This window comes from Alsobacter metallidurans, assembly GCF_014636935.1.
Taxonomy (GTDB): domain Bacteria; phylum Pseudomonadota; class Alphaproteobacteria; order Rhizobiales; family Beijerinckiaceae; genus Alsobacter; species Alsobacter metallidurans.
In genome coordinates this window covers 1,142,923-1,162,190 of record NZ_BMES01000001.1, presented here as the reverse complement: position 1 = coordinate 1,162,190, position 19,268 = coordinate 1,142,923, and the positions used below count along the sequence as shown (strand labels likewise).

The following is a 19,268-nucleotide window of genomic DNA, read 5'->3' as shown; positions in this document are numbered from 1 at the left end:
CCCGCAATCCACCCTCATCCCCGGCGGCGCGCAGCGCCGGGACCGGTTCCAGGGGTGAGCGCGCCTGCCCTCGATCCCCTTCCCTCCGCGGCTGCGCCGCTCCGGGAATCACTTTCGAGGCCGTGGGGGCAGCTCCCCAAAACGGAAGGGCCGGATCGCTTTCGGCGATCCGGCCCTTCCCACTCGTTCAGGCGATCAGGCCGAGGCCGGCTGCAACACTGCGGCCTGCGACTTGTTGATCACGCCCTTGCGCCAGGGCTTCAGCACCGCGATGGCGAGCACCGAGGCCAGGATGTTGGCGCCGGCCGCAATCAGGAACACCGTGTCCCAGCTGCCGGAGGACTGCTGCATGTAGTTCGCGAAGGGCACCAGCAGCGCAGCCGTTCCCTTGGCGGTATAGAGCAGGCCCGCATTGGTGGCGGCGAACTTGGAGCCGAACGTGTCCGTGCAGGTCGACGGGAAGAGGCTGTAGATCTCGCCCCAGGCGAAGAACACGAAGCCCGACAGCAGCACGAACCAGAGCGGGTCGTGACCCCAGGCGTAGAGCAGGTAGATGCCGACGCCTTCCATGCCGAAGGCGATGAACATCGTGTTCTCGCGGCCGATCTTGTCGGAGATCCAGCCGAAGAACGGACGCGTCAGGCCATTCAGGATGCGGTCGATCGTGGCCGCGAAGGTCACGGTGGTCATCGTCAGGCCGATCAGCGAGACGTTGATGCCGTCGATCTTCCAGTCGGCCGCAATCGGCTTCAGGTTGGCGGTGACCATCAGGCCGCCGGCGCCCACGATCACGAACATGAAGTACATCAGCCAGAAGATCGGCTGCTTCAGCACTTCGCCCGGCGAGTAGTTCTTGCGGGTCTGGATGATGTTGGCGTTGGCCACCACGGCGGGCACCTGGCCGGCCTTGGGGGCGTAGAGGAACATCGCCAGGATGCAGATGATGATGCCCTGGCCGATGCCGAACCAGTAGAAGGTGGCCTGGAAGCCCGAATTGGCGATCATCGCCTGGATGGGGGCGACCGTGAGGGCCGAGCCTGCGCCGAAGCCCGCCGCCGTGATGCCGGCCGCGAGGCCGCGCTTGTCCGGGAACCACTTCAGTGCGTTGCCCACGCACGTGCCGTAGACGCCGCCGGCGCCGATGCCCGCCACGATCTGACCGACATAGAGCATGTTCAACGTGGTCGCGTAGGAATTGATCACCCAGCCGATGGCGCACAGGATGCCGCCGATGAACACCACGGCGCGCGGGCCGTACTTGTCCACGAACCAGCCCTCGATCGGAACCAGCCAGGTCTCGAACAACACAAAGAGCGTGAAGGCCCACTGGATGGCCGCACGATCCCACTTGAAGGTTTTCTGAATGTCCGGGACGAAGAACGTCCAACCATATTGAAGGTTGGCGATCATCACCATCGCGCCGACGCCCAGCGCCAGCTGGGTCCAGCGATAAGCGTCACTGACGCGCGGAGCCGCGGCTCCGCCCTCTGCATAACTGGTCATTTCCATCCCTCATGCGTTGTTTTGTGACTGATGCCACGCATTTGAGAAGGCCAGAGTGGTATATGTTATGCCAACGCGCAAGCGACAAAAAAGCCGGACGCACAGGGTGCGCCCGGTTTGCTTTCGCAAGTTTCTTTGGGAGGAGATCAGCGGCGGAACGCCAAGCTGTTGGCGGCCTGCAATATTTCGGCGCTGTACGCCGGAGACGTTTCGATCAGAGGCCGAAAGGCGCAACTGCGCCGTTGCGGCGGTTGATCTCGGCGACGTTGTTCAGGAAGGCGACGACCGAAGCGAAGACGCGGTCGAGGAGCGAGGACTGGCGAGCGCCGTAGAGAACGTTGGTGGCCATGGGAATTCTCCAATCTGGCTAGAGGGGTCTCGAAACTGGGAGGCGCCAACTGCGTCAGCGTCCTTGACCCAAATCTGGCATGCCAGATACCAAACCTCCAGATCCAATGGTGCATCGCAGCTAAGATGTTTTTGCATTGCAGCGTAAGTTGAGGAAACGCAAGGCTTCCCCACTCGCGAGGGGCGCGCGTTGACAGCTGGTGTTTGGCATGCCACCAATTTGGCATGCGACGTGCCACCCGAAACCGCGGCCGGGTTCGCCGATGACCGACGACTCCGATCCGCAGTTCACCGGCGTGTTGCAAAGCCCTCCGGGGACAGCCCTTTCCTTCGAGCGCGCGAGCGAGAACGCGACGGCCATGCTCGACATCGAACCGATGAAGCCGGAGCTCACCTTCAAGAAGCGCGCCTATACGGCGCTCAAGAAGGCGATCACCGGCATGGATCCCTACAGCTCGCCCGAGCCCGTGTGGCTGGACGAGCGGCAGCTGTCCGAGCAGCTCGGCGTCAGTCGCACGCCCGTGCGCGAGGCCATCGCGATGCTGGAGCACGAGGGCTTCGTTCGCTCGGTGCCCCGACGCGGCATCGTGGTGGTGCGCAAGAGCCTGCGCGAGATCGTCGAGGCCATCGAGGCCTGGGCGGCGCTGGAGAGCATGGCGGCCCGGCTCGCCGCTCACCACGCCTCCATGGTGGATATCCGCGGGCTGCGCACGCTGTTTGAATCCTTTGGCGAGCAGCACCCGCCGGCCGCCTTTGTGAGCGAGTATTCGGCCGCCAACATCGCGTTCCACCAGAGGCTCATCGAGCTTGGCGGGTCCGAGCTGCTGGTGGACCTCACCGCCAACCTGCTGCTGCATGTGCGCGGCATCCGGCAATTGTCGATCGGCAAGTCGGAGCGCATCGCGCGCTCTTTCGACGAGCATCTCGGCATCATCGACGCCCTGGAGCGGCGCGACGCGGACCTCGCGGAGCGGCTCTCCAAGGAACACACGCTTGGTCTCGCGGCCTATGTCGAGAAGCACGGCAAGGAGCTTCTCGGCGACGGCCCGGTCCGGCCGGGCCGCTTCTGACCCGGACCACAACGAACCACCGCAAAGCCGACAAGAAACAACAGGGAGAGACTACCAATGAGCGCAGCTCTGACCGAGGGCGCCGCCGCAGGCGCCGAAGAGCGTGAACTGACGGACGGCTTCCACCTCATCATCGACGCGCTGAAGCTGAACGGCGTCGAGACGATCTACGGCGTGCCGGGCATTCCGATCACGGATTTCGGCCGCATGGCGCAGGCCGCAGGCATCCGGGTGATCTCCTTCCGCCACGAGCAGAACGCCGGCAACGCCGCCGCGATCGCGGGCTACCTGACCAAGAAGCCGGGCATCTGCCTCACGGTTTCGGCCCCGGGCTTCCTGAACGGCCTGACGGCGCTCGCCAACGCGACCACGAACTGCTTCCCGATGATCCTGATCTCGGGCTCCTCCGAGCGCGAGATCGTCGACCTGCAGCAGGGCGACTACGAGGAGATGGACCAGCTCGCGATCGCAAAGCCGCTGTGCAAGGCGGCCTTCCGCGTGCTGCACGCCGCCGACATCGGCATCGCGGTGGCGCGCGCCATCCGGGCCGCCGTGTCGGGCCGCCCGGGCGGCGTTTACCTCGACCTTCCCGCCAAGCTGTTCGGCCAGACCATGGACGCCGAGAAGGGCGCCGCCTCGCTGGTGAAGGTGATCGACGCCGCCCCGGCGATGATCCCGGCGCCCGACGCCATCAAGCGCGCGCTGGACGTGCTGAAGGGCGCCAAGCGGCCGCTGATCATCTTCGGCAAGGGCGCGGCCTACGCGCAGGCCGACGACGACATCCGGGCGCTGGTGGAGACCAGCGGCATCCCGTTCCTGCAGATGAGCATGGCCAAGGGCCTCTTGCCCGACACGCATGCGCTGTCGGCCGGCGCGGCGCGCTCCACCGTGCTGAAGGACGCCGACGTCGTGATGCTGATCGGCGCGCGCCTCAACTGGCTGCTGTCGCACGGCAAGGGAAAGACCTGGGGCGACGCCCCCAAGAAGTTCATCCAGATCGACATCGAGCCCAAGGAGATGGACTCCAATGTCGAGATCGTCGCCCCGGTGGTCGGCGACATCGGCAGCTGCGTTTCGGCGCTGCTGCAGGGCATGGGCTCCAACTGGCCCAAGGCCCCGAGCGACTGGGTGGGCGTGGTCTCGGCCAAGAAGGACGAGAACATCGCCAAGATGGCCCCGCGCCTGATGAACAACAAGTCGCCGATGGACTTCCACGGCGCGTTGGGTGCGCTGCGCACCATCATCAAGGAGCGTCCCGACGCCATCCTGGTGAACGAGGGCGCCAACACGCTCGACCTCGCCCGCGGCGTGATCGACATGTACCAGCCGCGCAAGCGCCTGGACGTCGGCACCTGGGGGGTGATGGGCATCGGCATGGGCTACGCCATCGCGGCCGCGATCGAGACCGGCAAGCCGGTTCTGGCCGTGGAAGGCGACAGCGCCTTCGGCTTCTCGGGCATGGAGGTGGAGACGATCTGCCGGTACAACCTGCCGGTCTGCATCGTGATCTTCAACAACAACGGCATCTATCGCGGCACGGACGTCAACCCGGCGGGCGGTGATCCCGCCACCACGGTGTTCGTGCCGGGCTCGCGCTACGACAAGATGATGGAGGCCTTCGGCGGCGTCGGCGTGAACGCCACGAACCCCGACGAGCTCTCGCGCGCCGTGAACGCCGCCATGGATTCCGGCAAGCCGACCCTCATCAACGCCGTGATCGACCCCGCGGCGGGCACCGAGAGCGGCCGCATCGGCAATTTGAACCCGCAAAGCGTGGTCAAGAAGAAGTAAGGGAGGACATTCAATGACCAAGGCTCTCGAAGGGGTGAAGATCCTTGACTTCACCCACGTCCAGTCCGGCCCCACCTGCACGCAGCTCCTCGCCTGGTTCGGCGCGGACGTGATCAAGGTGGAGCGTCCGGGCGTCGGCGACATCACGCGCGGCCAGCTTCAGGACATCCCGAAGGTGGACAGCCTCTATTTCACGATGCTGAACCACAACAAGCGCTCCATCACGCTCGACACCAAGAACCCGAAGGGGAAGGAGGTCCTCGAGCGCCTGATCAAGGAGTGCGACGTCCTGGTCGAGAATTTCGGCCCCGGCGTGCTGGACCGCATGGGCTTTCCGTGGGAGCGCATCAAGACGCTGAACCCGCGCATGATCGTGGCCTCCATCAAGGGCTTCGGCCCCGGCCCCTATGAGGACTGCAAGGTCTACGAGAACGTCGCCCAGTGCACCGGCGGCGCCGCCTCGACCACCGGCTTCCGCGACGGCCTGCCGCTCGTCACGGGCGCGCAGATCGGCGATTCCGGCACCGGCCTGCACCTGGCGCTCGGCATCGTGACGGCGCTCTACCAGCGCACGGTTACGGGCGAGGGCCAGCGCGTCACCTGCGCGATGCAGGACGGCGTGCTCAACCTCTGCCGCGTGAAGCTGCGCGACCAGCAGCGCCTGCAGCACGGCCCGCTTAAGGAATACAGCCAGTTCGGCGAGGGCGTGCCCTTCGGCGACTCGGTGCCGCGCGCCGGCAACGATTCGGGCGGCGGACAGCCGGGCCGCATCGTGAAGTGCAAGGGCTGGGAGACCGACCCGAACGCGTATCTCTACTTCATCACCCAGGCCCCGGTCTGGGAGGCGATCTGCGACATCATCGGCGAGCCGGACTGGAAGACCAACCCGGACTACGCCACGCCGCCGGTCCGCCTGCCTCGCCTGAACGAGATCTTCGGCCGCATCGAGCAGTGGACGATGACCAAGACCAAGTTCGAGGCGATGCAGATCCTGAACGAGCGGGACATCCCGTGCGGGCCGATCCTGTCCATGAAGGAGATCGCCGAGGACGAGTCCTTGAAGGCGACCGGCACCCTCGTGGAAGTGGATCACCCCACCCGCGGCAAGTACCTGTCGGTCGGCAACCCGATCAAGCTGTCGGCCAGCCCCACGGTGGTGGAGCGCTCGCCGCTGCTTGGCGAGCACACGCAGGAGATCCTCAGCAGCGTGCTGAAATACTCGGAGAGCGAGCTCTCCGAGATCGCCGCCTCCGGGGCCATCGGCGCCCCGCGCATGGCGGCGGCGGAGTAACCCTCCTCCACTCCAACTGGCCGGGATCGCGAGATCCCGGCCTTTTTGTTTTCCCCAACGCTGCGCGGCTAGAATGGGCGATCCCGCCAGCCGGGCCCTACCCGCCGAGTAACCCCCATGATCCTCACCTTCGCGCTTCTGATGCTGGCCGCCTTTGCGGCCGGCGTGGTCAACGCCGTGGCGGGCGGCGGCGCCTTCCTGACCTTTCCGGCGCTGATCTTCGCGGGCGTGCCGCCGCTGGCCGCCAACGCGTCCTCGACGGTGGCGTTGTTTCCCGGCCAGGGCGCCAGCGCCTGGACCTACCGGCGCGACATCCAGTCGATCACGCAGGTCAACGTGCCGGCCTTTGTGGCCGTGAGCCTGGTCGGCGGGCTCCTCGGCGCGCTGCTGCTGCTGTTCACCTCCAACGAGGCCTTCGCCAGGCTCGTGCCCTTCCTGATGCTGTTCGCCACGCTGGTGTTCGGCTGGGGCAACTTCGCCGGGCCGGCGGCGCTGAAGCGCTATTCTCTGGGGCCCACGGCCGTGCTGGCGACGCAGTTCCTGATCTCGATCTATGGCGGCTATTTCGGCGGCGGCATCGGCTTCCTGATGCTGGCGGCGCTGACGCTGTTCGGCCTGCGCGACATCCATGCCATGAACGGCCTCAAGATCATGCTGGCGACGCTGATGAACGGCGCCGCCGTGGTGGCCTTCGCGGGCGCGGGCATCGTGCGCTGGCCCGAGACGCTGGCCATGATGGTCGCCGGCATCGTCGGCGGCGTGCTGGGGGCCAAGGGCGCCAAGCTGATCGACCCCAAGCTCATCAAGCTCGGCGTGCTGGCGCTCGGCGTGGTGCTCACGCTGGTGTTCTTCTGGCGGCAATACGGGCCGGGTATGTAGTCGTCCCGGATTGCCGGGCGTGCGGCGGCCGTCGTACTCCGTTTGATATTCATCAAACGGGAGTCGATGATGCGCGGTATACTACTCGGAGCGGTTCTTGCGCTCGCTTCGGTTGAAGCCCAGGCCACCACCTATTGCTACTCGGGCCACCACCGGATCTATGACGGCGACACCCTCAAGATCGACTGGAAGATGACGGCCGCCGCCAACCGCCAGAAGCTGACGCCGATGCAGGAAAAGCCTACCGCGTGGTGCAACTTCTCCTGGAACGCTCTCGGCGGCTTCAATCGCCCGATCGCGATCGTGACGGCGCCCAAGCTGAACGAGGCGCGTGTGTCGCAGCGCTACAGGATCTCGTACCACGCCCAGAAGCTCGGGACGGACAGCTTCACGGCCAAGCTCTACTGGGTGGACCGCTTCAACAAGGAGAACTCGGCGACGCTGATCTACAACGTCGAAGTGGTCGACCACGCCCTTTGAAACGAAAACGGCGCCCGAGGGCGCCGTCTCAACCTCACGAAACCCCGAAAGCCTCAGCCCCGGCGCTTGTCCACCACGGTCCATACGGCCGGCACCAGCGCGGCGCCGAGGGCGGTTTTCAGCGCGGTGGCGGCGAAGAACGGGACCACGCCGGCGAGCCAGGCCTTTTCGGCGCCGATCGCCATCGCGAGCCAGCCGAAGCCGAACGCGAAGATCGCGAGGTGGCCCAGCGTCATCGCGACGCCCATGCCGAGCAGCGAGCGGCCGAGGCCGCGCTCGCAGAGCACGCCGACCAGGAAGGCGCCGGCCACGAAGCCCAGCAGGTAGCCGCCCGTCGGGCCCATCATGTAGGCGAGGCCGATGCCGCGCTCCGGCGTGTCGGCGAACACCGGCAGGCCCAGCGCGCCTTCCACCAGGTAGGCGATCACCGTCACGGCGGCGAGGCGCGAGCCGTAGGCCGCCCCCAGCCACAGCACCACCAGCGTCTGCAGCGTCATCGGCACCGGATAGAACGGAACCTTGATCTTGGCCGAGAGCGTCAGCAGCGCCGTGCCGACCAGCGCCAGGAACACGGCGCGCGCCAGCGTGGCGGCCCGGTCGGAGCCGGCGGATGCGGCCGGCCACAGCGCGGAGGCCAACGTGGTGGGCATGGGGGTGGGGAGCGACTCGGCGGCCATCAGGTCCTCTCGGGTAACCGTGCGAAAGCGTCTGTCGGGCAGGGATTCGCTCCCCTTCCGATCCGTCCCGTCGACCTATAGGGTCTCGCGCGGGCGGCCACAAGTTCGCCGAAACGACGAGGCGCCGCGTTGAACGGGGTAGCCGCCCCGCAACCCCACCGGACCCTCCGCATGGCCGACGACATCCCCTTCGACCGCTCCTTCGACGCCGCGCCCGAGACGCTCCAACAGGTGAGCCCGCTGGTGCGCCGCATGGTGGCGCCGAATGGCGGGCCCTTCACGTTCACGGGCACCTGCACGTATGTGGTGGGCCACGGCGCGGTGGCGGTGATCGACCCCGGCCCGGACGATCCCGCCCATATCGCGGCCCTCCAGGCCGCGCTGGCGGGCGAGCGCGTCGCCCAGATCGTGGTCACGCACACGCATCGCGACCATTCGCCGGGCGCGCGCCTGCTGGCGGCCGCCACGGGCGCGCCGATCGTCGGCTGCGGCCCGCACGTCGCCTTCCGGCCGCTCGCGGAGGGCGAGCACAACCGGCTGGAAGCGAGCGGCGACCGCGACCATGCGCCCGCCCGCATCCTCCAGGATGGCGACAGCATCGCGGGCGACGGCTGGACGCTGCAGGCCGTGGCCACCCCCGGCCACACCGCCAACCATCTCGCGTTCGCGCTGCCGGAGGAGAACGCCCTGTTCTCGGGCGACCACGTGATGGCGTGGAGCACCACCATCGTGGCCCCGCCGGATGGCGCGATGGGCCCCTACATGGCCTCGCTGAACCGCCTGCAGGGCCGCGACGACCGCGTCTACTGGCCCGGCCATGGCGGCCCGGTCGCGAACCCGTCGCGCTTCGTGCGGGCGCTGGCCCACCACCGGCGCCAGCGCGAAGCCTCCATCCTGGACCGCGTCGCGGCCGGCGACGGCCTCATCGCCGACATCGTCCCGCGCCTTTATGACGGCCTCGCCCCCGCGCTGCACGGCGCGGCGGCGCTCAGCGTCTTCGCCCACCTGGAAGACCTCGCCGAGCGCGGCCTCGTCGCCACGGACGGCCCGCCCGGCCTCCAGTCGCGCTACCGCGTGGCGTAAGGGCGGCGGGGTCGCCCGGGCGGCGGGTCCGCCGGGCGCGCGTCGCGCCTCACACGCCGCTGGGGCGCGCCACGCAGACCTTCTCGCGCGGGACGCCGCCGCCGCCGCTCACCATGCGGCCCACCCGCACGCCGGCCGTCACCTTCAGGATCTGGCCCTTGGGGCACTTGCCGTTGTCCACATACACGAACTGCCCTCCCCGCAGCTCGCCCTGCGGCGGCTCGTATTTCATCACCCGCTGGGCGCTCGCGCCCGTGCTGAACACGGCGAGCGCGACGCTCGCGACGAGCATGCGGATCCCCTTCATGGCTGGTCCTCCCCGATCAGCCCCGCCCCGGCGCGGCGCGCCGGCCGGCCCTCGGCCGCCAAGCGAAGCCGCCCATGGTCGCGCCTTTCCGGCCGCGTCTCAGCCGCGCAGGAGAGCTACGCGTTTCGATTGCATCCCGCCCCGTTCAGCTTAAGCCGGGGGCCCTAGTCCGAGACTTGTGGGCGGGGTGGGGCGGACACGCGGCCGACCCGCCCAAGCGCCAGGGCCGGCCGGGGCGAAGACCGCCAATCCGTGGAACGCGCCGCAACCGCCCCCCTCTCTCCCCAAGGGGAGAGGGCCGGGGTGAGGGCCCCCGCAACCGCCGCCGCCGCCGACCTGTGCGCCACCTCTCTCCCGCGCAGCGGGGAGATGTCGCCACAGGCGACAGAGGAGGCGGCCGTGCGCCACGGCGCCGCCCGAACGACCCCGCCCCAACGCCCATCCGCCCCCTCCCTGCCCTCCCCCGCTCCGCGGGAGAGGGTTCCGCGCCCTTCCATCCAGCCTCCACACCCACCCCGCGCGCGCCCCTTCTCCCCCGGGAGAAGGTGGCTGCGAAGCAGCCGGATGACGGCTTAAAACTCTTACTCAGCCATTTCACCTGTCTAGATTTATCGTAGACTTTGGCCGATTCTATTTTTGAGGCTGGCAGTGCGATCTCCACGTTTCGAAATACGCGCAGCGAAAATGCTGACAATCTTTTCACCTGCGAATATTGAACGTGTCTGGAAAGAAAAAGTCAGACCGGCAATGAGACAGCAGTATCTTAATGATGGGATCGACAATTCGATTTTCATACATCTCGAAAAATAGAATGTTTGAAACTTTCAAACTTAATACTTTCGGGAGATTATGTTCCACAAAAATCACAAAGAATTCTTGTAGAAAAAAGCAAGGGCTTGTGTCGACAGCTTGTAATACCGAGTGTTAGAGATGCTCTGGTACTCCAATGCCTGTCAGATGCACTATATAAAACCATACGGGGTAAATCCCCCACTGATAGGTCTTTTTTTGAGCCTCAGGAACACCGTTTCTCATCAGATCGAGCGGAATATGGCACTCTCGCCGCTTGGCTAAACTTCCAGCATGAACTATTCGAATTTTCGAAATCTCGAAACTATGTTGTTGTAACGGATATCGCAAATTACTATGATAGTATATCTTATGTTCATCTTCGCAACTCGATTTCATCGATTGCTGGAGCAGATGAATGCATAATCGACATGCTTATATTTGTTCTTAGTGACTTGCTTTGGCAACCGGACTATACGCCACGTATAGAGATCGGCCTTCCACAGATCAACTTGGATGCACCTAGACTACTTGCGCATTGCTTTCTGTACGAGCTGGATGCGTACCTTGCCAGCGACACCAGCCGTGACTTTGTACGTTTTATGGATGATATCGATATTGGAGTCGATACTCTGGCGGATGCGAAAAAAGTCCTTAAGTCCATTGATCTTGTCCTGCAAACAAAGCAAGTTCGTCTGAATAGCGGAAAGACTCTGATCTTATCACAGCAGAAAGCTCGGCATCATTTTCGAGTCATAGAAAATTCGCGTATTGACGCAATTAAGGCGAGCATCAAACACAGAAAAACCTATGGCATTTCGCTTCTACCTTTGCGCGCGCTCATTGAGCGCAGAACCCAGCAGGGATTATCTCGTAAGCTGTTCGACGCAGGAAATGGAGAAAAGGTACTTAAGCGCTGGCTTGGCGCGGCCGCCGAGGTGGATGCATATGTCTCTCCTAGTAATCTAGAGAAAATTATAAAGTTTCGCCCTGCAGTTAGAGACAACGCGCTATCGTTCATTCGTAGCAAGCCTTTAAAACCGTCAACCTCTGAAGCATTAGCCAATGCAGCAATTTCTGGCCAACTTGTGGACGATGCTGCAGGCGTCGCAATCGCGAATTGTCTCACGGAAACACTGGTTAAAAGACGGAATTGCCAAAAATATATAGATACGATCATCGAATCGAATGATGCATCGACGTATTATGGTTTCTATTGCAAGCTGTGGTTGCAATCAAAATATGGTACACCGTCCCAAATATTCAAGACGATTTACGAGTTCCGAAGCGTCTGGTTTTCGCATGATCGTCTCGGAAGGTTGGTAGCAGCCTTAACTCCTCTATTTACATTGACTCCTGAAGAACCTGATTACAAAAATCTGATTTTCAGCGCTTTGAATGACGGTGTGCGTGAGACTTACAAATTTCACATAAATCTTCAAAACGATCGATCAACATTCGCAGAGATGTACCCGTCCTTAAGATCGCCAAATCCGTCCCGTGTTACAGGTATAACGCATTCAAAGTTTTTACTCCTGACTTCTGCTCTTCAAAATAAACTGGCCTCCGCAAGCTCATTATTAACATTGAAGAACAATCATAATTCGTTGCAAATGGATTATTACTATAAAAATATAATGAAGCGACTTCGATTATGACGTAGCATCTCACCCCTCCCCCACCGCCCGCACGATCGCGGCCGGCGACACGCTCGTCTCCCCCCTGAACGGCGAGTCCATGGCGAGGATCAGCGCCACCACCATGCCGATGGCGCCCATGTGGAGGCAGATGAGGCCGAGGCCGAAGCGGTCGAGGGTGTGGCGGCCGTTCATCACCATGGCGCCGAACAGGAAGAGCGCGATCACCTCCCAGAACAGGGCGGGCACGCTCTTGGTGGCGCTTTCGAGCCGGCCCTGGCGCAGCTCCTCGGCCTTGTCGAGCAGGCCCGCGAGGCCGGCGGCCTCGCCCGGGGGCAGGCGGCGCACGGCGGCGACGAGCTCGGCCAGGCGCTGGCCGGCCTCCTCGGACAGGCGGGGCGCGGGTTCGGCCAGGGCCTTCCACTCGAACTCCGCCACGGCCCGTCCGTAGCGCTTCAGGGCGGCGCGGGCCTCGGCGGCCTGCGGGGCCGCGGGGCTGTCCGCCGCCCGGGCGAGGTCGCGGTCGAGGCGGGCCAGCACGGAGGCCTCGCGCAGGGCGGCGTCGTCGGCCCGACCGAAATTGGCCCGCACGTCGGTGAGCACCAGCGCGAGCACGAAGATCGCGAAGGCGAGCAGGCCGCCATGCACGGCCTCGGCGAGCTTGGACTGCCCCTCCAGCACGGCCGGGTCCACCCGCCGCAGGATGCGCCGCACCGCCAGCGCCACCAGCACGGCGAGGCCCGCCATGCCGACCACGCCGCTGAGCAGCAGCACGGGGTCGCTCTGGGACGACACGAAGCGATCCAGCCAGCCCGCCATGCCGCCCTCCCGTGACGTTGAAGCTCGCCTAGGTTGTAGCGCGGGATCGGGCCGGGCGCGATGGCGCTTTGCGGGCGACGGGATCGCGCCGACGGGCGGCGTGGTTGAACTCTGGCCGGCGGAATGCATTTAAGGGGCCGAAAGCGCGGCGCCCGCTGGCGGCGCCGGCCCCCCGTCGAGATCCCGCATGTCCGCACCCAGCCTCGGCGCCAACGCCGGAACACGGCGCCCGTTCGTGATCGCAGCCGTGATGGCGTCCATGTTCATGGTCGCGATCGAGGCCACGATCGTGTCCACCGCCATGCCGCAGATCGTGGCCGAGCTCGGCGGGCTGGACCTCTACGCGTGGGTGTTCTCGAGCTTCCTGCTCACGCAGACGGCCATGACGGTGGTGTTCGGCAAGCTCGCGGACCTGTATGGGCGCAAGCCCGTGATGCTGGCGGGCATCGGCGTGTTCCTGGTCGGCAGCGTGCTGGCCGGGTTCGCGTGGTCTATGCCGAGCATGATCGCGTTCAGGCTCATCCAGGGCGTGGGCGCGGGCGCGATGCAGCCGATCGCGATGACGATCGTGGCCGATCTCTACCCCGCGCAGGAGCGCGGCAAGGTGCAGGGCTACCTCGCCAGCGTGTGGGCGGTGTCGAGCGTGCTCGGGCCGATCGCGGGCGGGCTCATCATCCACGCGCTCTCTTGGGCGTGGATCTTCTGGGTGAACGTGCCCATCGGGCTCGCGGCCGTCTGGATGTTCGTGCGCTACCTGCGCGAGGAGCCGCGCACGGCCGAGCGCTCCATCGACTACGCGGGCGCCGCGCTGTTCACGGTCGCGACGGCGGCGCTGATGTTCGCGCTCACGCTGGCGGGCGGCGGGCGGCCGGACGTGGCCTGGAGCGCGGCGGGCGTGTTCGCGGTCAGCGCGGCCCTGTTCGTCTGGCAGGAGCGGCGCGCGCCCGACCCCATGGTGTCGTTCCCGCTCTGGCGCCGGCGCCCGATCGCGGCCGCCAACGCCGCGGGCCTGCTCGCCGGCATGGCGCTGATGGGCCTGACCACGTTCCTGCCCATGTACGTGCAGGGCGTGCTCCACCGCTCGCCCGTGACGGCCGGGCTCACGCTCACCATGCTGGTGCTGGGCTGGCCCGCGGGCGCGACCCTGGCGGCGCGCCTGTTCCCGGTGTTCGGGCTCAGGCGCATCATGATCGCGGGCGGGCTCCTGCTGCCGCTGGGCGCATGCGTGTTCGTGACGCTCGGGCCCGGCAGCTCGCCCGTGTGGGCGGCCGTGGGCTCGGCCGTGATGGGCCTGGGCATGGGCCTGTACTCGATCGCGTCGCTCGTGCTCATCCAGGAGAGCGTGGACTGGAGCCAGCGCGGGGTCGCGACCGCGAGCAACCTGTTCGCGCGCAACCTCGGGAGCACGCTGGGGGCGGCCGCGCTCGGGGCCGTGCTCAACTGGTCGCTGGCGCGGGCGCCGGGCGTGGGCGCGGTGTCGAGCGAGCGCCTGCGGGCCGCGCTGGAGAGCGCGCCGGGCGCCCCCGCGGACCCGGCGCTCACGGCCGCGCTCCAGGGCGCGCTGCACCTGACGTTCTGGAGCATGCTGGCGCTGGCCTGCGCGATCGTGCTCGTGACCCTGCTGGTGCCCGCGTCCTCGGACGCGCTGGGGCGGCGCGCGCCTGCGCCTGCGCCCTCGCCGGCGGGCGAGTAGGCGCCCGCCCTCCCCGGCCCGCCTAGTCGCGGTTGTCCGCGAGCTCCTGCAGCGCGCTCAGGAACGTGCTGATGCGCTTGGCGTTGGCGCCCAGGTCGTGCGCGGCCGAGCGCGAGCGCGAGCGCACGTCCACGCGCGCGCCGGCCGCGAGCGGGCGGATGCGCACGGTGACGTCCAGGGGCATGCGCATCACCAGCGTGTGGTCGACCGCGTCGATGCGCCCGACGCCCGAGCGCCCGCCCGGGGCCGCGCTCTCGATCACGCTCCAGCCGCGCGCCTGGGCGGCCTTGAGGGCGAGCGCATAGGCGTCCTGCGCGCTGAGCTCGAGGGTGAGCGGGGCCAGGCCCGGATAGGCGCCCTTCTGCGCGTCGCGCGCCTCGCGCGCGGGCTCGGGCGGGAGCGCGCCGCCGCGCGCCTCCAGCGCCTTGCGCGAGCGCGAGAAGGCGGGCGGGTCCACGAGGTCCGTGCTCACGTCCGCGAGCCGGGGCAGGCGCACGGCCTCCGCGCCCATCCAGGCCGGCAGGGCCACGATGGCGCCCGCCACCAGCATGCCGCCGAGCGCCTGGCCGAAGCCCGGGCGCCCGTCCCCCCAGATCACCGCGAAGGCGGCCACGGCCAGGAGCGCGGCCGCGATCGCGATCGCGAGTCCGGCGCCGAGCACCACCACGGCGGCGGGCAGCTCGATGCGCCCGGTGCGCGCCAGCGCGACCCCCAGGAGCACCAGCGCCAGGGCGAACATGGCGAGGCGCCCGCTCCACAAGGCGGCGCGCGACAGGGGCAGATCCACAACCAGACGACGCATGGATCCAGCATAGGCGGGATCGCCCCGCCCGGCCAGAGGGCCGGCGGGACTTCTTGACAATTTTCCTATTTTGGCGGATAAGTCAAGGGCTGGATTGGAGGGGGTTGGGGATGGTCGTGTTCTGCGGCGGATGGGTGTTGGAGGGGCGGACGGCAGCCAGCGCGGCGCTGGCCTGGCTCGCCCACGCGATCCGCATCCTCGCGGCGATGATGGCCGGCTCACGCCGGCTCTCCCCGGCTCCGGGGCGCTGCGAACGGGCCGAGCACGACCAGCAGCAGGCCCAGCGGCACGCTGGCGAAGGCCTGCAGGCGCTCGGCCTCGATCCCGATGAGGAAGGAGGCGACATGGAGGGGCGCGAGCGCCGCCAGGGCGGCCAGGAAGCCGATCAGCAGCTCCTTGGCCGCGCCGGAATATTCGAACCCGTCCTCGCCCAGGCGCGTGTTGGCCCACCGGCAGCGGCGCAAGTTTTCGATGAGACAGGAGGTTCGAGCCCAAAGGTCGCCAGCGTCAGCGCCGCGCCGCGGATGAGCAGTGTTCCGGATTCGGCCGGCGCGCCGGACAAGCGCATCCGGGTTTCGTCCGGGGCCATGCAGCCCGGAGTTGTGGCGACATCGTGCATGGTGAAGTCCCTCAGGCGCTTTGTCGCCCGCGGGGCGCGTGGGGGCGCAAGCAACCGGGGGGTGTGGTGGGTTGGGGCAAGCTTTGGCCTCTTGGCAGAAATGGTTATTTCCCTTTTTCCCGGATCCCCTTGGCAATTGAGCCTGCGACGATCATGGTGCGCTTATACGTAAATGCGAGTCGGGACGTGCGAGACCAGGCGACCAACATCATCGATATGAGCGCCTTTCGCCGACCATATGTGGGCAACGCCGCCTCTCCGTTTCGATATCCTGGTGGTAAGGGTTTCCTGACGCCCTTATTGTCCGCTGAAATTGCGAAGCGGTTTGATGGGTCGCCGCCCAGCTTTGCGGAGCCATATTGCGGTGGGGCGGGTGCGGCTACGAACTTGCTGCTCGCGGGCGAGGTTGAGCAACTCTTCCTAAATGACGCGGACCGACGGATTTACTCGGCTTGGCGCGCAATGGTGAACGAGACCGAACGCTTTCTAGAAAAAATTAGTTCGGTCCAAGTTAATCTGACTACCTGGGACAACGCCCTCATTCGCCTTCATGAAACCTCGCTGCAAGATTACGATTTCGAGCTCGGCTTTGCTGCCTTCTTCGTCAATCGAACCAGCCGCTCGGGTGTAATTCTCGGATCGGGGCCTATCGGGGGGTACTCTCAGGAGGGCAGGTGGAAGATCGACGCGAGATTCAACAAAGAGGCTCTTGCGAAGCGGGTTCGCGCGCTAGGCGAGCTTAGAGATCAGATTATACTATCTTGCCAAGATGGCCTTGAATTTTGTCAGTCACTTGCTCATCAGCAAAAGCTCAGCAATACTTTTTTGTTTATTGATCCACCGTACGTCGGTGCCGGCGGCCGACTCTATTACGATGGCATGAACGAGGCGAGGCATCGGGATCTGGCCAATTGGATTAGCGCCGGCAGCGCTCCGCATTGGCTGCTGACATACGACGATCATCCACTGGTCAGGGAAAATTACAGCCAGATCGAGCAAAATCTGATTGAAGTTGGCTACAGCCTCAGCAGAAAGCGCTCTGAAAAAGAGCTTCTTTATCGAAGCAGAATTAGATAAGCGCATTGTCTTCGAAATTATGCACGAAGGAAGCTGTCTTCAATTCGTTCAAAATCCGCCGCGACATGACGCTAATCTTCCTGAGATTTACCGTATGTATCGGGAATTGCAACTTCCCGATGTTGAGAACAATATCTTCATACGCGTAAAGCAAGCAATCTTTTTCGATGCATTTCAGCCTAATAAGGTCTGTTTCATCCTGGGGCCTTGCAAAAGCACTTTGGAAAGCGGCCGGCTTCTGCCTGAAAAACTTGCTGAAACGCTCTCGAGCGTCTACTCCCATGATTTTTTGATCTACATGCGCCTCTTGAATGCTGGCTCCAACGAGGGAAAGGAAGGCAGTGCCTCGATCTAGTGCAGATCCGACACGAACGATACAGTCGACTCCACCATCGTTTGCCGCCTGCTGCAATTCATTCCATTGATCGTAAGCAAGCACTTCGCCTGCACCGATCGACGCACAGATCGAATTAAGCAGGGCATGAAGATGCTCTGAGCTTCTGCAGCTTGACGTTAGGAACGCTGAGCCAGATGTATGGCCTGCAACAGCATATGCAGCGATATTTTCGAATATCTTGGTGAATTTTCGGAGGAACAAAGCACGCGTAGCTTTGATATCGTCGGAATTCTGCCCATAAAATTCGACGAGTCCGGCTTTGACCAAGCGATAAAATTGCAGGCATATGTAGTTTAGTGATACATTCGATAACGCTGAATAATCTTTGCGGATTAAGTCGGTATTGTCCAGCAAGAACGGGTAATGCGGTCCTAGAGCCGACGATCTTTCCCGCGTGGCTTTGGTCAAGGCTTGCGTGAAGCTCTCAATCATCTCGCTTTCTGCAGTCTGTCGCTCCGATCGATAATCGTCTTGAGAAGCTTCTTCAACTTCGTTGTCGATGTACCAGTCGGTGGCCTCATCAACGTCGAGGTCAAGAGCCTCGGCGGATACCGATTTCAGAAAGAAGGCAGCGATCTCCCAGTAAGCCAGAACGTCAGACGTGACTTTGGGAGAGTTTAGCACGGACAGACCGAATCTGAGCACGGGTGTTACTCCGTGATCAAAACGGATTTGATCTGCCTCGTTTGCAGTTCAATGCGTTTAATCAGGGAACGCGCCTGGTCAGTGCTCTCCTCTGTAAGTTCTACGGAAACAACCGCCGCGTCGGTCGTGGCCTTCGTAAGAATTGTGGCCGCCTTAGCTAGCATCTCAAGCCAATCGTCGTTCTTCAATCCTGCGACCGCTTCCGCAGAACCGAGGTCACCGGTTACCTTCAACTCCTTCAGGCCGGCATCGCTTGCCAAGACACGTTGTAAACGAGGGCGGTCGGTTCCCTGCGCCTTGATAACAGACCGTTCCCCGTACAACCATGACATCAGCAACGCCAATTCGGCGTGGTGAGTGTCCGGGACTGGGTTATCGCGAAACATGCTTTCGCTGAGCGGCGCGCGGGACAACCCAATGAAAGCTCTGCTGTCTGGGTTGTTGATCAGTGTATAAAGATGAGAAAACTCGATATTTCCCTCTTCAATGTCGAGTTTCTCAAATATGCCTAGTTGGCTGCACTGCAGCACTATTTTGTAGGCTACCAAAAGCCTGATGATCAGGCCGCGGCTATCACCGAGCTGCTTCGTCAACGATTTCATCCGCTCGTGCGGAGATTGTTGCTGGCTCATCGACTCGTAGAAATCCACGCCAAATTTCGCTTTGGCTAGAGATGACCAGCGCGCCGGACCGTTGACGTGTTTGAACCCGATGTATCCCGCAGCATCATCGCGGCTGCCAACAGTGATGACGGATAGCTGCTGGCAGGTAGCGAGCTTATCGGCTGGTAGCCGCGGTATGCGACGCCGCGCGGCTTCCTTGTTCAACAGCTCGGGGTTGAGCAGGAGCTTGACCGCCGCCAAGCGTCTATTCCCTTCTAGAACGACAAGTCGACCGCCCTCGTTCATGGCCACCAACGGCTCGAAGGATTCGTACCCGCGTTCAGCGATCGAGTCCCAAAGCTCTTTGAGATTTGCGGTTTCCGCCAGGATTTCCAACGCCTCCGCCTCAGTATCGGCATGCGCCAGGCCAAAGCGTGGATTCGCCCGATCCAGCGAGAGTTCGTCAGGAGACTTGTTTTCAATCGGCATATCAAACCCAAACACAGCTAATTGGTGCGTAACGCATCGATTGCCAAGACGCAAAATAGCTGCTTGGCCTTAGCGAAGCGTAACAATTTCCGAGATGTCACCCCGTGGTGCCTTGGTGAGTTGCCCGGCAGTTTTTCTATAAGTCGCTGATGAGAGTGCTCACGAGCGGACCTCCTAGAGCTAAGTCGTGGGCTACGTTCGGATCTTCCCCCTTTGCTCGATCAATGATCCCGGGATGGTTCGCACAGAGCGATTTTCTGGATGCATGAA

18 protein-coding genes are annotated in these 19,268 nt (G+C 64.0%); 9 read left to right on the top strand and 9 right to left on the bottom strand.

Translation table 11 applies throughout. The annotated features are described in order from the left end of the window. Positions 1-195: 195 nt before the first annotated feature. Both oxlT and IEV99_RS23845 read right to left on the bottom strand, forming a co-directional pair. The gene (gene oxlT, locus IEV99_RS05075; protein WP_188516603.1) at positions 196-1,503 is read right to left on the bottom strand and encodes an oxalate/formate MFS antiporter; all 1,308 of its coding nucleotides are present in this window, start codon (positions 1,501-1,503) and stop codon (positions 196-198) included. Between the two features lie 214 nt (positions 1,504-1,717). After that, a complete protein-coding gene (locus IEV99_RS23845) occupies positions 1,718-1,852 on the bottom strand; it encodes a hypothetical protein (protein ID WP_280514630.1) in 135 nt (44 codons plus the stop codon). A 358-nt stretch (positions 1,853-2,210) separates the two neighbouring features. Here IEV99_RS23845 and IEV99_RS05070 point away from each other — a divergent pair, with 358 nt between their 5' ends. From IEV99_RS05070 to IEV99_RS05050, 5 genes are all read left to right on the top strand, one after another. Continuing rightward, positions 2,211-2,921, top strand: coding sequence for a GntR family transcriptional regulator (locus IEV99_RS05070; protein ID WP_188517660.1), 711 nt, complete (start codon positions 2,211-2,213; stop codon positions 2,919-2,921). Between the two features lie 57 nt (positions 2,922-2,978). Next, a complete protein-coding gene (oxc, locus tag IEV99_RS05065) occupies positions 2,979-4,712 on the top strand; it encodes an oxalyl-CoA decarboxylase (protein ID WP_188516602.1) in 1,734 nt (577 codons plus the stop codon). 13 nt (positions 4,713-4,725) lie between these two features. Then, a complete protein-coding gene (frc, locus tag IEV99_RS05060; RefSeq protein ID WP_188516601.1) occupies positions 4,726-6,003 on the top strand; it encodes a formyl-CoA transferase in 1,278 nt (425 codons plus the stop codon). Between the two features lie 117 nt (positions 6,004-6,120). Next, positions 6,121-6,882 carry a sulfite exporter TauE/SafE family protein gene (locus IEV99_RS05055; RefSeq protein WP_188516600.1) on the top strand — a complete coding sequence of 254 codons (762 nt, stop codon included), beginning with the start codon at positions 6,121-6,123 and terminating at the stop codon, positions 6,880-6,882. 69 nt (positions 6,883-6,951) lie between these two features. Next, positions 6,952-7,362 (top strand): hypothetical protein, encoded by a 411-nt coding sequence (locus IEV99_RS05050; RefSeq protein WP_188516599.1) that lies wholly within the window; start codon positions 6,952-6,954, stop codon positions 7,360-7,362. A 53-nt stretch (positions 7,363-7,415) separates the two neighbouring features. Here IEV99_RS05050 and IEV99_RS05045 read toward each other — a convergent pair whose 3' ends face one another. Continuing rightward, complete coding sequence (locus IEV99_RS05045) at positions 7,416-8,039, bottom strand: biotin transporter BioY (protein WP_188516598.1); 624 nt, start codon at positions 8,037-8,039, stop codon at positions 7,416-7,418. 171 nt (positions 8,040-8,210) lie between these two features. On the opposite strand from IEV99_RS05045, the gene IEV99_RS05040 reads away from it, so the two are divergent. Then, on the top strand, positions 8,211-9,122 hold the full coding sequence (locus tag IEV99_RS05040; RefSeq protein WP_188516597.1) for an MBL fold metallo-hydrolase: 912 nt from the start codon (positions 8,211-8,213) through the stop codon (positions 9,120-9,122). A gap of 49 nt (positions 9,123-9,171) precedes the next feature. On the opposite strand, the gene IEV99_RS05035 is transcribed toward IEV99_RS05040, so the two are convergent. Next, positions 9,172-9,429 carry a DUF6719 family protein gene (locus IEV99_RS05035; protein WP_188516596.1) on the bottom strand — a complete coding sequence of 86 codons (258 nt, stop codon included), beginning with the start codon at positions 9,427-9,429 and terminating at the stop codon, positions 9,172-9,174. Positions 9,430-10,244: 815 nt separating this feature from the next. Between IEV99_RS05035 and IEV99_RS05030 the strand changes: the two genes are divergently transcribed. Beyond that, positions 10,245-11,876 carry an RNA-directed DNA polymerase gene (locus tag IEV99_RS05030; RefSeq protein WP_188516595.1) on the top strand — a complete coding sequence of 544 codons (1,632 nt, stop codon included), beginning with the start codon at positions 10,245-10,247 and terminating at the stop codon, positions 11,874-11,876. A 9-nt stretch (positions 11,877-11,885) separates the two neighbouring features. Here the strand turns inward: IEV99_RS05030 and IEV99_RS05025 are convergent, their stop codons facing one another. Continuing rightward, on the bottom strand, positions 11,886-12,674 hold the full coding sequence (locus tag IEV99_RS05025) for a bestrophin-like domain (protein WP_188516594.1): 789 nt from the start codon (positions 12,672-12,674) through the stop codon (positions 11,886-11,888). A 187-nt stretch (positions 12,675-12,861) separates the two neighbouring features. On the opposite strand from IEV99_RS05025, the gene IEV99_RS05020 reads away from it, so the two are divergent. Then, positions 12,862-14,367, top strand: a complete 1,506-nt coding sequence (locus tag IEV99_RS05020) for an MDR family MFS transporter (RefSeq protein ID WP_188516593.1) — start codon at positions 12,862-12,864, stop codon at positions 14,365-14,367. A 22-nt stretch (positions 14,368-14,389) separates the two neighbouring features. Here IEV99_RS05020 and IEV99_RS05015 read toward each other — a convergent pair whose 3' ends face one another. Both IEV99_RS05015 and IEV99_RS05010 read right to left on the bottom strand, forming a co-directional pair. Continuing rightward, entirely contained in the window at positions 14,390-15,169 is a 780-nt protein-coding gene (locus IEV99_RS05015) for a DUF1499 domain-containing protein (protein WP_188516592.1), read from the bottom strand. Positions 15,170-15,387: 218 nt separating this feature from the next. Continuing rightward, a complete protein-coding gene (locus IEV99_RS05010) occupies positions 15,388-15,633 on the bottom strand; it encodes a DUF898 family protein (protein WP_244643568.1) in 246 nt (81 codons plus the stop codon). 221 nt (positions 15,634-15,854) lie between these two features. Between IEV99_RS05010 and IEV99_RS05005 the strand changes: the two genes are divergently transcribed. After that, the gene (locus tag IEV99_RS05005; RefSeq protein WP_244643567.1) at positions 15,855-16,865 is read left to right on the top strand and encodes a DNA adenine methylase; all 1,011 of its coding nucleotides are present in this window, start codon (positions 15,855-15,857) and stop codon (positions 16,863-16,865) included. Here the strand turns inward: IEV99_RS05005 and IEV99_RS05000 are convergent. Continuing rightward, positions 16,858-17,907: a hypothetical protein gene (locus tag IEV99_RS05000; RefSeq protein ID WP_188516591.1), complete on the bottom strand. Its 1,050-nt coding sequence runs from the start codon at positions 17,905-17,907 to the stop codon at positions 16,858-16,860. The two genes, IEV99_RS05005 and IEV99_RS05000, sit on opposite strands and share 8 nt — an antisense overlap. 5 nt (positions 17,908-17,912) lie before the next feature. Next, entirely contained in the window at positions 17,913-18,998 is a 1,086-nt protein-coding gene (locus IEV99_RS04995; protein ID WP_188516590.1) for a ParB/RepB/Spo0J family partition protein, read from the bottom strand. Positions 18,999-19,268 lie beyond the last annotated feature (270 nt).